This is a genomic window from Chitinophaga sp. (assembly GCF_036566945.1).
In the GTDB taxonomy this organism is placed as follows: domain Bacteria; phylum Bacteroidota; class Bacteroidia; order Chitinophagales; family Chitinophagaceae; genus Chitinophaga.
On sequence record NZ_DATCVJ010001120.1, the window covers coordinates 1 to 14,834 of the forward strand.

The following is a 14,834-nucleotide window of genomic DNA, read 5'->3' on the forward strand; positions in this document are numbered from 1 at the left end:
ATTCAGCGTACTGGCCGCCATGACAGGCATGATGTTGACCGGCGTTGTCACCGCAATAGTGCCGGTTCCCCGGGCATAGGTACCGGAACTGTCTTCCTCCCGGGAAATCACCTGTGGGTACCATGCCGACCCATAACCACCGGCCATACAGAAGGCCGTATCGAGGTAATATTGGAAGGTACGTGTGGTTCCCCGCTCATATGCATAGGTAAACCGTAAGCTGGTTCCCACTGGTAATGCCTGCGCAAAATACCAGCGATATACAATATCCCCGCCGGCATTTACACTGGTATCCATGCGTCCTGTAGCGCCTTCTAACTGCAGCCTTACCGCACCTACACCTCTGCTGATGGTAATATCAACTGAATCGGCGCTGCTGGTCAGGGTTTCAAAAGAAAGACTACCCTGCACCGCAAATGTTTTCCGCAACAGATCTGCCTGTACCTGTAACTGGTAATCCAATTTATGTTGGGCAGATAAATAAAACGGTAGCAAGAGGCAAATACCCATCATCAATCGACGCATACTTTTTTTTACAAAGTAAGGGTACTGCACACAAAAAAAATGGTATCAGATTAACTTTTCAGGAGTGCTCTGAAGCGCCGGGGAGTGGCTACATAAAAGAAACGAAAAGACCTGACCAGGTGGGAGGCGTCGGAAAATCCGGCTGTAAAAGCAATGTCGGCCACTGGCAACGTAGTGGTAAAAATCAATGCCATGGCTTTTCTCACCCGCATTTTAAGCTGGTACTCTCCAATGGTCATCCCTTCTCTTTCTTTAAACGCACGGGCCAGGTAAATAGGGTGCACAAAAACCCTGGCAGCAATAGATTTAATGGTATGATGCGTATCGAATTCATTTTCCAGGATGGCCTTCACTTTGGGGAGCCAGGGCAAACTCATCGGAATAGTATCGGTCGTATATTCCGATAACCAGCTCAAAATATATTCTTCCGGCAAAGAGATCCCGGGGTCCTGAGAAAAGAAATATAAAAGGCGGTATAAATAGTCAAGCGCACCTGCTTTGTACACCGTCATTTTATCGGGTAACAGGGCCGGCAATTCGAGTTGCTGCAACGCGTCTTTTTTGAATTCGATATTCAAACAACGGCCACCTTCGTGGAAATGATTGGCATGATGATATCCGGCAGGTCTGAACAGTACTTCACCGGGCATAATACCGCTGCTGGTCTTCCTGCCGACTTCTTCATAACTGCCGTTGATCAATAAGCTCAGGTAAGCATTTTCATGATAATGTTCATGGATATATGTCTGCGGCTGATAGGCCATAATATTCAGTTTAAAGGAAGCATTCTCATTAAACTGTTGCTCGTTTCCAAAGTAATGACCAGGTGAAAGAATGATACCCATAAAAGCCCGTTGTTGAAAATGGTCGCAACGGTTATCAAATATACTTTTTTAATTAAGACCGCCAGTCCCAGGCCACTACATCCCATTCCTTCCCACCATCCATGTGTGTATGTATCTTCTGAAATCCCACCCTGGCATGGGCAGCCTGAGAGCGAAGATTATCTGCTGCAATTTCTGTGATAATACAATCATAGGTCGCGGAGAACAATGTTTTGTGAGCAGCGTATAAGGCATCAAACAAACCTTGTCCGCGCCAACCTTCACGGACGCAGATCTGGCCCATAAAGTAGTGTCGCAGTTGAGATACCCGGCTGCCATTCAGCGTGAGTATTTCCGCCATTTCGGCCAGCGGGCGCATTAATTCAATTTCTGCTGCCGCCGCTGCGGAAGTAGCCAGCGCATACCCTATCAGGGTTTCACCGGCGGTGATCACCGGCTGCGCCATATCCCTCATCATTCTCTCCAGAATATCGCGGCTGTATTCAAAAGTCAGGAAACCTTGTGTTTTAGCGGTTTGAGAAGAGATGTGCTGCACCAGGTTACTGCGTTGCAGTTGTAATAAACTATCCATACCGGCAGGTGTTAATACCGTTGCTTCAAATGTTTTCATGTTTCTTTATTTCTCAATAATGGTTTTCAATCCCCTGATGCCCATGTCTACTACCGCTTCGCCGTCTATCGGATCAAACTTTCCATTGGCATTTTTATCTTTCCATTCAAAACTATGATTCACTGACAAGGAAACGGTGATCACGATATCTTTTGTTTCCTTACCGGTAATTTCAAATGAATTGTCCAAAGTACCAGTTACCACGCAGGAACCCGCCGGAATGGGCGACGTAGCGGCCAGTGGGTTGGGAACCGTGGTGGCGCCAGCGGGCGCTTGTCCGGTGATGACTTTACCGGCGACTTCCAGTCCCCAATAGCCCTGTAATCTGTTCCCCTTCACTGTGACGGTACTGTCTTTAATTTTATAATGATCGATATAGCTATTGTAGCCGATAAAAGAAGCCAGTGTGCCGCTGACTTCCTGGTTAAGTGCAGCGACATTGATTTTTATATCGTAAGACTGATAGGCCAATGATACCCGGAGATATTGGTATGCGCCCGGTTTCACGTCTTTCAATGGCATTTCAAAAAACACGCTGTTATCTGTTCCTATCACAGCTTTGCTGAAATCAATGGCTGCGGCGCCACCGGCGGTCGTTTCCTCATTTTTATACAGCACGGTCCCTTTTCCCAACAGCGTGATGGGTAGTGGCGCCAGTTCTATATAATGGGCGCTGAGTCCTCTCATGACAGGCGACTGCGCCGCATTGCCGGCGGCAATAGTGGCAGGTTGCCCTAAATTATTCAATCTTTCCTGGGTCGGATCAAATTTATATTTAAAGATGAGCTTCGGACTGGTGGCGGGTTTATCGTCTTTTGAACAGGAAAACAAGAGGATACTGAAGGCAGATAATAACAGGATAGGTGCTTTCATGAAACAGGTTTATTAAATCTTCCTGCAAACATATATTAAAAAACAGATAACTTACAGTATCCTAAAAATTCTATACGTAATGAAAAGAACACCCTGGTTTGAAAGAGTATTCCCCATTATCGACGACAATGGTCTGATGCCTGCTATTATTGAACGTTTAAGTGGCACCCCTGCCCGGGCCGAAGAAATGGCCGGCAAACTGCCCCCAACTTTACTTACCCGCAAATTAGCCGACCGTTGGTCAGTCAAAGAAGAGATAGGTCATCTGGCCGATATGGAACCTTTATGGTCTGGCCGGGTCGATGATTTCATAAAAGGGCTGCCTGAACTAAGAGTAGCCGATTTAACCAATCAAACCACACATAAAGCCAATCACAATGCCACAGAAATAAGGGTGTTACTGAAGCGGTTCAGAGAGCAGAGAAGGCAGCTGGTGGCTAAACTAATGAGTTTGGATGAAAGCCGGTTAATAAAAACAGCCTTGCATCCACGCCTGAAAACACCTATGCGGGTCATTGATCTGGCGCATTTTGTAGCCGAACATGATGATCATCATCTGGCCAGTATCAGGGAACTATTGGCGGTGGTAAGTTGATGTAGCTGGTCATCGTTTTTTAAAGCCCCCTCCTCATGAAAGAGAAAATATGGAGTGACCCTCTTCTGCAAAAGCATATCGACAAACGGGACCTGGTTACTATTTACCGCTTCTTCAAGGATAATAAATCCATATTGAATGGATTTATATTGAAGAAATCGGCGGATTACCTGTTGCTGCAACAAATAGATCAATTCCTTCCCAATGGCTATGTTGTCATTTTAAGAAATACCATTGACCGCATACGATGTAATAAATATGACAAGGCACAACGGAAAATACTGAAAGCGGAAGGAATAGTGGAAAGGGATGACGCCATCGAAGACCACATTGATATGAGCAACTGGCTGGCCATTTTCAATGCCCTGAGAAAATTAGATTTCCACGTCATTGCCGAATGTGAAAGGCTGCCGGAGCCAGCGATTGCTATTTATACAATAGGTCCCATTAGGCGCATCTCAAAAAACCAGGTATCAGTTCAATGCTATGATCCCGCGGGGAAGTTAGCAGATGTGAATACGCCAATCAGATTTGAGGACCTTACAACGGTCACATTTGGCGACAGATATAGTGCAATATTCAGGAAATACCTGGTAGCCCCGTAGATAGTTTAAAGTACTTCGGGAGCAGCGTTATCCCTTTCCTGACAACGCTGCTCCCGATTAATCATCCACGCCTTTTCCTTCGAGTATTTTCGGTATAAATTTCTCTACCCTTGCCTCCCTTGTTTTCGCGAGCTTGGCGGCGCCAAAATAAAGGAAGTATCCTCTCTGACGGCCGGGTGTCAATGCTTCAAAAGCTTTTCTCAGCTTTGCACTCTTATCTAATTCCTTTTGAAATTCTTCCGGAACGGTGTAGGCGGAAGTCTTTTTCAACGGCACTTTCAAGCCGGCTTTTTCCACTTCAATGGCTTCGTAAATATAAGTCTTCAGAACCTTTTTCAGCTTTGTAACTTCCTTCAGGCTGGTGAACCTGATCTGGCGCGCGGCCTGCACATTTTCGGTTTGTTGTATCAGGATACCATTCGGGTCACTCATCAATGCTCCTTTGAAAAAGAGCAACGCACAGTATTCTTTAAAGGCATGTATCAGCACGATGTTATTTTCCTGATACGAGTAACAGGGCACACCCCATTTTAGTTCCTCGGTCAGATCACAATCGAGTACAATTTCTCTCAATTGCTCCTGCTCTTCCTGCCACTTTTCGGCTTTATCAAAATAAAAATCAACCTTGGGATTCATGCTATTGATTTTTGAAAGTTAAAGGAAACCAATTTTCTGTCTGCGGGCCTGAATAACCAGGACACGATCGTTAATGTTAGCAATAACATCGAAGGGAACATATCTTTTAAGGCACTTCCTGATGCAACATGCGACAATAGCGCACCCGTCATGGAAAAGAAAAACCCTGCATAAGCCCATTCTTTTAACAAAGGAAATCTGGGAATAAGCACCGCTATTACGCCTAATATTTTCCAGACACCTAAGATAACTATAAAATAAAGGGGATAGCCCAGCTGGGTAATAAACTCCACTTCTTTTTTCTCTTTCAATACCTGTACCAGTCCGGTTGAGGTCATCCCTAATGCGAGCCAGAGTGTAGCAATCCAATAAATAATTTTATCTCTCTTTTTCATCGTGTGTTATTTTAATTTGCTTACAATACTTTCTAAACGGTTATGTGCCATATTGATGCCGGGAGCAAAGCCCATTTTCACCATCTGGTCTCTGAGGTCAACGGTTCTGTATACGATATGCATTTTGAGTTTGCTGGTATCGTCTGTCAATTTTTCAAATTCCAGGAACTCCAGCTGGGCGCCGAAGGGAGGATTTTCCATTTCAAATGTCCTGGTTATTTTTTCTTCCGGAACAAACTCGTGAAATACCCCGCTGAATCCATATTTGTTTCCTTTGGGATCGGTGGTTTCATATCGCCAGCCGCCGTGTTTTTTACCTTCCAGTTTGAGTACTTTCGTGCCCATCCATTGCTCTACCAGTTCGGGTTCCACATGTGCTTTAAAGAGTAAGTCCACCGGCAAATCAAATTCCCTTGTAATGAAGATTTCCTGTTTGCCTTCTTCGGCATTCACTTTGGTTTTGTGTTCCATACGATACTATTTTTTTGATTTGTATTTTTTCATGACATCTTCCAGTTTGTTAAATCTATCATCCCACATTTGACGAAAAGGTTCAATAAAGTCTGCGATCGCTTTCATATTTTTTGCATTGAGGTGGTAATAAATTTCCCTGCCGTTTTGCTTTTGTTCCAATAATTCGCACTCGGTTAGTATCTGCAGGTGTTTTGATACGGTGGGTCGTGCGGTATCAAAGTTGGAGGCTATGGCACCCGCTGTCATAGCCTGCGTAGCCAGCAACAAGAGAATAGCTCTTCTTGTTGGATCTGCGATGGCTTGAAATACGTCTCGTCTCAAATTCATTATGTAGCTATTTGACTACAAATATAAGCGTAGTCATTTAACTACACAAATTTATTTTTCTGGCAGGGTACGCCTACCGGGAGCATTCGTCAAACGCCAGGGGGCACGGTACGCATGGTACCGTGCCCCCCGACGCCCTATTATGCCACTATTCCGCCAGCTCGCTCAACTTCGTTATCTCCACACAAATAATACAATAACAAAAACCATTTACACAGGCACAATCATATACTTTTCCGTTGCATTCTCTTGTGGTACAATCGGTGCAGGCAGCAGGACGGTTAGCAGATGTCAGTATTTCCACGATGCGTTGCTGATCACCTAAATACTTATATACTTTATGATCTTTTTTAAAAGACACTTTCATTTCTTTTAATTCGCTGTCTGATGTGACCAGTTTGAACAATTTCGGGTCTAATACTTTGTCGTTGCCGTTGTTGATGAACAGGGTGTTTAGAAATTCAGCATCTTCTTTATAGGAGTGAGAAATGCCTTTTTCGGAAATGCTTTTCGCCGCGGATGGGGTTTCGTTTTTGCGACCACCGGTATACGTCCGCGTGTCCCTTGCGGCAGCGGCGGCAGTTCCCGCGGAACTATCGGCTACCGGCGCCACTTCGAAACTGAACGCACCCGGCTTGGTGACTTTACCTCTCAAACGACGCGCGGTAGCACCGCCCCTCACCTGCCCTGTCCTGAAGGTATAGCTGAGCCCTATGCCCGCGCTCAGGTATTTATCCGGTCCTTTGGTATAAGTGGCAGCGTAAGGCTGATGAGACAACTGCGCGCTCAGTTCTTTTCCATTGCCGGTAAAATCAACGTGCGTAAGATCTCTGTAACTGATTGTGGCTTCCGGCGCCGATGGTTGCAGCAGGTATTGTATGTTCAATACCACCGCCCAGCGGGAAGAGATACGGCCGGCAAGACTAACACCGGGTTTCAATGTAAAAACGTTTTCGGCGTCATCTGCCGGAGGCGTATAGGCAAACACGTTAGTACCGGAAATATTATCCCGGATAGCCAGTTCGGGCGCCGTGCGGTGGGTAATCCCTCCTTTTACAGAGAGCGTTAGTGACAAGGCGCGCTTACCGAAAGTATATTGTGGCCCTGCGAGCAGGTATAGACTCGTCCATTTGTCGCGGGTATGCTGCATACTGAAAACATCCGTTCCCCTTAAAGCCGCGGCATATTCAACGGCGTTGTTGTCCATTTTGCTGGTAAAAACACCCGCATCAACCCCCATACCAAATCCACCCCAGAACAATTGCAGTCCTACGTTAGGGTTAAAGCCCACCGCATTGGATACGCCCGCGGAAGAAGAAGCACCGCCGTTCGCCAGGAAGGAAATGCTGCCTCCCGGATTTTTACCGCCTTTTACGATGACTCCTTTGATGGGTTGTCCCGGACGGCTTTCCTGCGCCAGCAGGTGAATGCTGCTATAAATAATCAATGCGATGGTAAGAGTGATTGCTTTCATGATCGGGATATTTTGTTGTTATCCGTAGGTATATCAACAAAAGCGATCTATTGTTACCCCCTGTCATGAAAACATGTGAAGCCCTCCATAAAAAAAGCTGCCTCATTTATTTATGAGACAGCTTCGAGGTCGCAAAGGTGTATGATCTTTATAATTCGCCCAATACGATATCCAGATGTGCTAAAAATGCATCCGCATTCTCTTTATTAAACACCATGGGTGGTTTTATTTTTAATACATTATGCAACGGCCCGTCAGTACTGATGAGGAATCCGCGTTCTTTCATTTTCTCCACCACCACATCTATTTCCGGCACGGCGGGTTCCTGTGTATCTCTGTTGCGCACCAGTTCGGCGCCAATAAATAGTCCATGCCCGCGTACATCACCGATAATAGGATGCTTATCCATCAACACTCTCAGTCCTGCTAAAAAATGTTCTCCCGTTTCCAGCGCATGTTGCTGCATTTCTTCTTCCTGTATGACTTGTAATACCGCCCTGCCACAAGCCATAGACACCGGGTTGCCACCGAAGGTATTAAAGTACTCCATACCGTTATTGAATGCATCTGCAATGGCCTGTGTCGTCACGACTGCCGCCAATGGATGACCATTGCCGATAGGTTTCCCTAACACCACAATGTCCGGTACTACGTGCTGCAGCTGAAAGCCCCAGAACTGATGGCCTACGCGGCCAAAGCCTACCTGTACTTCATCTGCAATACAAAGACCACCAGCTGCGCGTACATGTTGATATACTTTTTCCAGGTATCCGGGGGGCAGCGGAATTTGTCCGCCTACGCCCAGCAGCGTTTCACAAATGAAAGCGGCGATACCTTTTTCTTCCCGGGATAATCTGTCTATGATATCTGCAATATCCTGTGCATAGGCGGCGCCGGCATTCTCCTGTCCGTAGCGATATGGCCCGCGATACAAATCCGGGTTGATGGCTTTATGGGTATGCGCCGGTTTACCAAAACCGCCTTTGCCGTCAAATTTGTAGGGGCTCAATTCCATGGCTACCGTAGACGTACCATGATATGCATGATCCAGTACAATAACGTCTTTTTGTTTGGTAAAATGGCGACTCATACGAATGGCCAGGTCATTGGCTTCACTGCCGGAGTTGGTAAAATAACAAACCTGCAAGCTGTCTGGTAAAGTAGCCGTGAGCTCCCGGCCAAAGGCCACCAGGTCATCGTGCAGGTAACGGGTATTGGTATTCAGTCTGGCCACCTGTTGCTGAATGGCCTGCACCACGCGGGGGTGGCAGTGCCCAACATGACTTACGTTATTTACACAGTCGATATATGTGCCCCCTTTATCATCATAGAGGTACTGCAACGCGCCTTTCCATATCTTCAGCGGGCGGTGATAGCTGATGCTGAGGTTTCGGCCAATATGTTGTTTTCTTTCTGCCAGCAGCGGGGCGTAGTTGTCTTCCTGGTTAATGTCGGAAGCAAAACCGGCTGCTACCCGGAAGGCATCGGTGGCCGCGAGGGGATTTATTTTTATTAACTGATACAACAACTTCCAGGCAGCGGCTTCTGTAATAAAATGAGAAGGGTTGCTGCTACCCGCTAACGTATGTTCGGCGGAGTTAGTAACGCTGATGCATAAACGCGCAGCGATCAGGTAATACAGGCAGGCGATTTCGGCGGCGGTTAAAGGCCATTCGCGGTGGTAGCCTTTCACCACCAAAGCAGCAGCCGCCAATGGATCGGGCTGATGCAGCATAGCATAGGTACAGGCAATGGCCAGGTTATTGATCAGCTGCGTGTATACCATGTCCCCGAAGTCTATCAGGCCGGCAACGGTTTCATTTTTCACCAGTAGGTTATAGTCGTTGGCATCGTTGTGGATCACGGCCATCCGCAGATGTGGTAACTGCGGCACTATTTCCGTTTCAAACTGCAGCAGGAAATATGCCGCCATCCGGCGGCGTTCATGGTCTTTAATGGCGCTTAAATGCGCTTTAGCGGCCATGGTATTACGAAGGTCCCAGCTGCAAATGCGATAAGCGGCGGGATGCGCAAACCCCTGCAATGCCTGATCCATCTGCCCCATAAATTGCCCCAGGCTATTTAAAAGCGATGGCGTATGTGCACCGGCTGTTGCCCATACTCCACCTTCCAGAAAAGTAAGGACCCGCATGTACCCGGCCGGCGTAATTGTGATGGCTTCGCCGTTACAGTTTAACTGCACCCGCTGAAATCCTCCTGCCACCGGCGTATCCGCCAGGTGTTGCAGCATCTTCACCTGGGCATCCAACAGGTGCCAGTTGCTGTCCGATGCGGCTACCTTACAAATGTAGGATTCCCCGGCGCTGTCGGTCAGGAGGTAGTTACTTTCTTCATAACCATCTAATGGCTGTATGCTCACCACCATTCCGTAGTGCTGCGCTACCAGCGCTTTCATTTCTGCTATATCCATGATGTTTAATTTACTCGCGCAATAACAATAAAGTATGTGCTGCCGACCAGCTGAAATTCGGTGCGTTCAACCCTTTGCCGGTCAGGGGATGATAGTTCTCGTACAACGGATACGAATCGTTCATGCCGGTGGCATTGTGCCATAGCTTGTCTAAAAACTCATTTGCCAGCTGATCATATCCATACGCTTTCAATCCGGCAATGGCAAAATAAAACTGGTCCAGCCACACCGGACCGCGCCAGTACCCCTTCAATGGATCAAAGTTGGGATGATCGGCGGTCAGCACCGGTAAAGGCACTTTCGTATTAAATTTCTTTTCCTGTTGCAGCATAGCGGCTGCCGATGCGGCCTGCTTAGGCCCGGCAATACCTGCCCACAGCGGAATCCAGCCTTCTGCACCGGCTACTTTTACCAGGTCGGTATGCCGGTCGTAATAAAAGCCGCTGGCTTCATCATAATATTGCTGATTGATTTTTTCTTTTAAAGAAGAAAGTTGTACAGTCCAGGTATCCGGCAAATGCAGCAATACCGCCATGTTAGCGAGATACATTTTTTCTGCATAGAGATAGGCATTCAGGTCTACCGACGATTGATCGAGCGACCAGGCGTGCCCGTTGTTTTGCTGCATGCGGGCATGATCAAAGCGCACGGCATTGTCCATGCCGCTTTCCCAGGCAGCGGCAATGCGGGTACCATCGGTAGCGCCGTATTCACAAAGACCATCACCGTCATGATCCCTGTTGGCATACCACCAATTGTGATATCGTACCAACGCACTATACATTTCTTTTACAAAAGCAGTATCCTTTGTTTGCCGGAATACTTCCCAAACAGCCCATGCGGCCAGTGGTGGCTTGGTATCCCTCGCATTATTCTCTTTGCTATTGGTATAAATACAATCCACTACCATCCCATCGGGCTGCTGATAATCAAACATGGCGCGGATATTATCCTTTGCCAATGCAGGATTAAACGTACATACCGCAGCGGCCTGCTTCCAGCTATCCCATGCCCAGAAGCCGTAAAACCCCTGGTAGCTGGCAGAAGGAAAAATACCGTCGTGTTTCAGATCTCCGGCAGCACTGCGCCAGTTGGTCATCAGCGTCATGATACACTTTACGAGGAGACGGCGTTGGGTGGTATCTGCGGTAAAACATGCCCGCAGGTAGCCGTTCCATCGCTGGTGATTTTGTACCAGCGTGGCAGCGAAATCTTTTATGCCGGTGGCTGGCTGATGATAGCTTTGCAACTGCGTTTCCTCCCAGGTACCTTTTGCGGGCAGACTAATAGTTTTAACAGCGGCGTAACTATTACCCTGCGGCTTCAACTCCCAGGTTCTGGCGGTATAACGTTTACCCGTTTGCGTTTTTCCCGATGGGTCAGCCGGTAAATACGTAATAGAAAACGTATGTCCGTTGCCGTTAATTTGCAGTTGCTGATCACTTTGCCGCCATCCGTCGTTGTGCAACGCGGCAGTTCCCTCCCATTTGAGCAACAGCTCCCGGCGTCTGCTGGCGTGATTCATAATGGTCGCTTGAATCATTGCCGTGCTGGCACTGCTGAAAATTAACTGTAAGCGTATATTCAAATCCGTTAGTTGATAACTTTGTTCTATCAATCCGGGATAATAATGCTGCGTGCCTTTTTCCGGCAACAGTTCTTTTCCTCCTTCCAACACATGCAGTTTAGCGACGGCATTGCCCAGCCAGCGACCATCCATATCCATCAGCAGCGGGCCTATAAAGGCGCCATAGTCTGCTGTTTTAGCGGGTAGCGCATAAGCATGCCATGCGCCCATGTCTGAAAAAAAACTAACACCTACATTGGAAGTATCTGTTACAAAATGTTTAATGTCCAATACGTCTGTAAACTGCTGCCTGTCTGCCTGCTGTGCTTTTACCCCGAGGGTGCTGCAACACAATAACCACCACCATTTCATCATAGTTATTCAAATCTTGGTTTAGCTTGTTGTACCGGTTCAGTGCCGGGCATTAATCGTCTTAATGTAAAACTGTATTGATAAGTACGGCAGGGCAACTGGTATTGCGGATGCGCTTTGGCGCCCCAGCTGTTATCACCGCCCACGCCTTGTTGCAGGTAATCAATATTCCACCAGATCAGGTTTTCATTTAAGATAGAATGACCATGCTTATTTTGTTTGCGGTCGAAGTTCAGTTGATCCATATCAAAATGTAATACGCCTGCGCTGAGTAAAGTATCGGAGAAAAACAGCCAGCCGGATTTATCTTTATCCTGCAATGCCATCCAGCTAACATCCGTACGATGGCCGCTTTCCTGCGCACGTGGATAAGGATGGAACAGGGCATCTGCGGGCATATGATAGACATCTACATCTGCCGCATATTTCCGGTCCTGGTAATTATCAAAAGGTCCGCGGCCCAGCCAGCTCACCTGGTCATAGTTAGCCGGCAGGATCATGCGCATGCCCATGCGGGGAATTTCCGGCAGGGTGGTATCTGCTGGTGTAAATGTTACGGCCACGGTAATATCACCATTCACGGCAATCGTATACGTGGTGGCATAGGTTACGTTTACTTTCGGGAGATAGTGCAGGGTTTTCACCTGCGTACGCGTTGCGTTCAGGGGCGTTATTTCAAATTGCTTTAGCTGTGCTCCTTCCAGCGCATGTTGCCAGATCCCGCAGCGCACCTGTAAGCTGTTGCCAATATCATTATCGGTAGCTGCCCGCCAGAAATGCGGCTGCAACGGACCCTGCATCAGGGGTTTGTTACCGGAGGTATAGGTTTCCAGCCAACCGGTGGTTTTATTAAATCCCGCACGGAATAAAGCGTTGCCAATGCTGCCATCTTCTTTTACTTCCAATGGCGGGCCGGTCATTGTGCTTTTCACCACCGGCAAATATGCCGGCAACTTAAATTGCTCCGTAGCTATGATGTTATCTTTTGGATCGCTTACTTCAAAGTGAATGTAGTACACCGTTCCGGCTGTTGGCGCAAAGTCAGGTAATGCAAGGGCGATCAGTGTATCCTTACCCGGAGCCAACGCCAGCTGCGCACAATTTCCGGTGGCAATGAGGTCGCCATCTCCTTTAATCTTCCAGCGAATCGTATAGGCCTGCAGGTTAGTAAAGTCAAAACGGTTTTTGATCCGCCATTTTCCGGCTTCTGGTTTTACGTGTATGTTCTGATATACTTTCTTCACTTCAAATGCCTGCGGGTGCGGGCTACGATCTGCGGCCAGCATACCATCTGCACAAAAACTGGTATCGCTGGTAGCACCTACTGTGCCCATATCACCGCCGTAGGCCCATATTTGACGGCCGTTGGCATCTGTTTTCAAAAAAGTCTGATCCGCAAAGTCCCAGATAAAACCGCCCTGCAACCGTGGATGCTGATAGAACAGGTCCCAGTCGTCCTGCAAATTACCGCCACTGTTGCCCATCATATGCGCATACTCACATTGAATAATAGGCCGGTTATCTTTCGCCGCCAAAAACTTTTGCAACGTGTAAATAGATTTATACATCGGGCAGATAATGTCCGTCCACTCGTTGCTGCCGGCAGCTTCATACTGTACCGGTCTGGTATTGTCTTTTGCTTTGATGTATTTATAGGTAGAAATAAAATTCCGCCCGAAGCCGCTTTCATTGCCGAGCGACCAGGTGACAATGCTGCAATAATTTTTATCTCTTTCCACCATGCGTTTGGCACGATACAAGTAAGCCTGCTCCCATTCCGGCTTGTCCGAGAGGGTTTGCCAGGGATGAAAAGACATGCCATCGCATTCTATATTGGCTTCGTCTACCACATAAATGCCGTACTCGTTGCACAGGTCATACCATTCTTCTGTATCAGGATAGTGGCTATTGCGCACCGCGTTGATATTGTATTGCTTCATCACTTCCAGGTCCCGGCGCATGCCCGCCGTTGATATCACTCGGGCACGATACATATCATGTTCATGCCGGTTCACGCCTTTGATGTAGATGGCCACTCCATTCAATAAAAACTGGCCGCCCTTGATTTCCACCGTACGGAAACCGATGCGCTGCGCCATACTCTCCACTACGGCGCCCTGTTGGTCGAGATGTGTGATCACCAGGGTATACAGCGACGGATGCTCTGCGTTCCACGGCTGCACGTCTTTCAACAGGGATTCCATCTCCCAGGTACTATCCTTCCCTATTTTCCATTCTTTGGTCAACAATACTTTTTCCTGATCCAATAACTGCACCTGCATCCGCTGCCCTGCTTCGCTGGCCAGCGGACGCCTGTTCAGTGTGAGAGAAAGCTGTAGCTGCCCGTCTTTGTATGCATGCACCAACAATGGCTTTGCGAAGAAATCGTAGAGGCATAACTTTGGTCTGGCTACGAGATATACGCTGCGTTCTATGCCACTCAGTTTCCACATATCCTGTCCTTCGAGGTAGGAACCATCATTCCAGCGGAACACCTGTATAGACACGCTGTTGGCGCCGGGTTGCAGGTAAGCACTGATATCAAACTCCGACGGGGTTTTACTGTCTTTACTCAGTCCCACATAATGCCCGTTGATCCATAGATAGAAAAAGGAATTCACGCCACCCAAATGAATCCATACCTGTTTATTTTTCCAGTTGGCCGGTACCCTAAAATCCCGGCGGTAGGAACCTACCGGGTTGAAGTCTTTTGGCACATGAGGAGGATCGGGAGGAAACGGATATTCTACATCTGTAAAAATATAACTGTCATACCCTGCTGTTTGCCAGTTTTCGGGTACCCGTATTTTTTTCCATTGGGAGACATCAAAGTCTTTCTTGTAAAAATCCAATGGTCTGGCAGCTGGATTGCGGGCAATATGAAATTGCCAGGTACCATCGAGCAGCAATACAGCTGCACGCCCGGAGTCCCGGCGTACAGCTGCAGTTGCAGTTGCGTTGGTATAGGGTATGAAATGGGCATGTGGCGGCAATACATTTTCTGCTACTTTCTGCGGGTTCTCCCAATCGTTCGTTTGTGCGTAAACGTGAGTAACGCCCGGTAGCAACGCCAGTAACAACAATAATTTATAGTACATACTTCCC

14 protein-coding genes are annotated in these 14,834 nt (G+C 47.6%); 2 read left to right on the top strand and 12 right to left on the bottom strand.

Annotated features, from left to right (window positions below; genetic code table 11):
* From VIP81_RS33590 to VIP81_RS33605, 4 genes are all read right to left on the bottom strand, one after another.
* On the bottom strand, positions 1 to 525 hold a 525-nt coding region (locus VIP81_RS33590), incomplete at its 3' end, for a hypothetical protein (RefSeq protein ID WP_331972698.1).
* A gap of 50 nt (positions 526 to 575) precedes the next feature.
* Positions 576 to 1,370, bottom strand: coding sequence for an AraC family transcriptional regulator (locus VIP81_RS33595; RefSeq protein ID WP_331972701.1), 795 nt, complete (start codon positions 1,368 to 1,370; stop codon positions 576 to 578).
* Positions 1,371 to 1,422: 52 nt separating this feature from the next.
* On the bottom strand, positions 1,423 to 1,980 hold the full coding sequence (locus VIP81_RS33600) for a GNAT family N-acetyltransferase (RefSeq protein WP_331972704.1): 558 nt from the start codon (positions 1,978 to 1,980) through the stop codon (positions 1,423 to 1,425).
* A 6-nt stretch (positions 1,981 to 1,986) separates the two neighbouring features.
* The gene (locus tag VIP81_RS33605) at positions 1,987 to 2,853 is read right to left on the bottom strand and encodes a hypothetical protein (protein ID WP_331972707.1); all 867 of its coding nucleotides are present in this window, start codon (positions 2,851 to 2,853) and stop codon (positions 1,987 to 1,989) included.
* A 79-nt stretch (positions 2,854 to 2,932) separates the two neighbouring features.
* Between VIP81_RS33605 and VIP81_RS33610 the strand changes: the two genes are divergently transcribed.
* The gene (locus tag VIP81_RS33610; protein WP_331972710.1) at positions 2,933 to 3,448 is read left to right on the top strand and encodes a DinB family protein; all 516 of its coding nucleotides are present in this window, start codon (positions 2,933 to 2,935) and stop codon (positions 3,446 to 3,448) included.
* Positions 3,449 to 3,483: 35 nt separating this feature from the next.
* A complete protein-coding gene (locus VIP81_RS33615; RefSeq protein ID WP_331972713.1) occupies positions 3,484 to 4,053 on the top strand; it encodes a hypothetical protein in 570 nt (189 codons plus the stop codon).
* Positions 4,054 to 4,110: 57 nt separating this feature from the next.
* Here the strand turns inward: VIP81_RS33615 and VIP81_RS33620 are convergent, their stop codons facing one another.
* From VIP81_RS33620 to VIP81_RS33655, 8 genes are all read right to left on the bottom strand, one after another.
* Positions 4,111 to 4,689: a YdeI/OmpD-associated family protein gene (locus VIP81_RS33620; protein WP_331972716.1), complete on the bottom strand. Its 579-nt coding sequence runs from the start codon at positions 4,687 to 4,689 to the stop codon at positions 4,111 to 4,113.
* A complete protein-coding gene (locus VIP81_RS33625) occupies positions 4,686 to 5,084 on the bottom strand; it encodes a DoxX family protein (RefSeq protein ID WP_331972719.1) in 399 nt (132 codons plus the stop codon). Before VIP81_RS33625 ends, VIP81_RS33620 begins: the two co-directional genes overlap by 4 nt.
* A 6-nt stretch (positions 5,085 to 5,090) precedes the next feature.
* Positions 5,091 to 5,555, bottom strand: coding sequence for an SRPBCC domain-containing protein (locus tag VIP81_RS33630; RefSeq protein ID WP_331972722.1), 465 nt, complete (start codon positions 5,553 to 5,555; stop codon positions 5,091 to 5,093).
* Positions 5,556 to 5,561: 6 nt separating this feature from the next.
* On the bottom strand, positions 5,562 to 5,885 hold the full coding sequence (locus tag VIP81_RS33635) for a metalloregulator ArsR/SmtB family transcription factor (RefSeq protein ID WP_331972725.1): 324 nt from the start codon (positions 5,883 to 5,885) through the stop codon (positions 5,562 to 5,564).
* A gap of 148 nt (positions 5,886 to 6,033) precedes the next feature.
* Positions 6,034 to 7,359 (bottom strand): hypothetical protein, encoded by a 1,326-nt coding sequence (locus VIP81_RS33640; protein ID WP_331972728.1) that lies wholly within the window; start codon positions 7,357 to 7,359, stop codon positions 6,034 to 6,036.
* A gap of 148 nt (positions 7,360 to 7,507) precedes the next feature.
* Entirely contained in the window at positions 7,508 to 9,790 is a 2,283-nt protein-coding gene (locus VIP81_RS33645; protein ID WP_331972731.1) for an aminotransferase class III-fold pyridoxal phosphate-dependent enzyme, read from the bottom strand.
* A 10-nt stretch (positions 9,791 to 9,800) separates the two neighbouring features.
* Positions 9,801 to 11,732: an MGH1-like glycoside hydrolase domain-containing protein gene (locus tag VIP81_RS33650; protein ID WP_331972735.1), complete on the bottom strand. Its 1,932-nt coding sequence runs from the start codon at positions 11,730 to 11,732 to the stop codon at positions 9,801 to 9,803.
* A gap of 2 nt (positions 11,733 to 11,734) precedes the next feature.
* Positions 11,735 to 14,827 (bottom strand): glycoside hydrolase family 2 TIM barrel-domain containing protein, encoded by a 3,093-nt coding sequence (locus tag VIP81_RS33655; RefSeq protein WP_331972738.1) that lies wholly within the window; start codon positions 14,825 to 14,827, stop codon positions 11,735 to 11,737.
* Positions 14,828 to 14,834: the final 7 nt, after the last annotated feature.

Bases quoted from the DNA above. Each gene is read 5' to 3' on its own strand.
- VIP81_RS33640 (WP_331972728.1), bottom strand. From the start codon at position 7,359: ATGAAAGCAATCACTCTTACCATCGCATTGATTATTTATAGCAGCATT.
- VIP81_RS33600 (WP_331972704.1), bottom strand. From the start codon at position 1,980: ATGAAAACATTTGAAGCAACGGTATTAACACCTGCCGGTATGGATAGT.
- VIP81_RS33630 (WP_331972722.1), bottom strand. From the start codon at position 5,555: ATGGAACACAAAACCAAAGTGAATGCCGAAGAAGGCAAACAGGAAATC.
- VIP81_RS33605 (WP_331972707.1), bottom strand. From the start codon at position 2,853: ATGAAAGCACCTATCCTGTTATTATCTGCCTTCAGTATCCTCTTGTTT.
- VIP81_RS33610 (WP_331972710.1), top strand. From the start codon at position 2,933: ATGAAAAGAACACCCTGGTTTGAAAGAGTATTCCCCATTATCGACGAC.
- VIP81_RS33655 (WP_331972738.1), bottom strand. From the start codon at position 14,827: ATGTACTATAAATTATTGTTGTTACTGGCGTTGCTACCGGGCGTTACT.
- VIP81_RS33595 (WP_331972701.1), bottom strand. From the start codon at position 1,370: ATGGGTATCATTCTTTCACCTGGTCATTACTTTGGAAACGAGCAACAG.
- VIP81_RS33645 (WP_331972731.1), bottom strand. From the start codon at position 9,790: ATGGATATAGCAGAAATGAAAGCGCTGGTAGCGCAGCACTACGGAATG.
- VIP81_RS33620 (WP_331972716.1), bottom strand. From the start codon at position 4,689: ATGAATCCCAAGGTTGATTTTTATTTTGATAAAGCCGAAAAGTGGCAG.
- VIP81_RS33650 (WP_331972735.1), bottom strand. From the start codon at position 11,732: ATGATGAAATGGTGGTGGTTATTGTGTTGCAGCACCCTCGGGGTAAAA.
- VIP81_RS33625 (WP_331972719.1), bottom strand. From the start codon at position 5,084: ATGAAAAAGAGAGATAAAATTATTTATTGGATTGCTACACTCTGGCTC.
- VIP81_RS33635 (WP_331972725.1), bottom strand. From the start codon at position 5,885: ATGAATTTGAGACGAGACGTATTTCAAGCCATCGCAGATCCAACAAGA.
- VIP81_RS33615 (WP_331972713.1), top strand. From the start codon at position 3,484: ATGAAAGAGAAAATATGGAGTGACCCTCTTCTGCAAAAGCATATCGAC.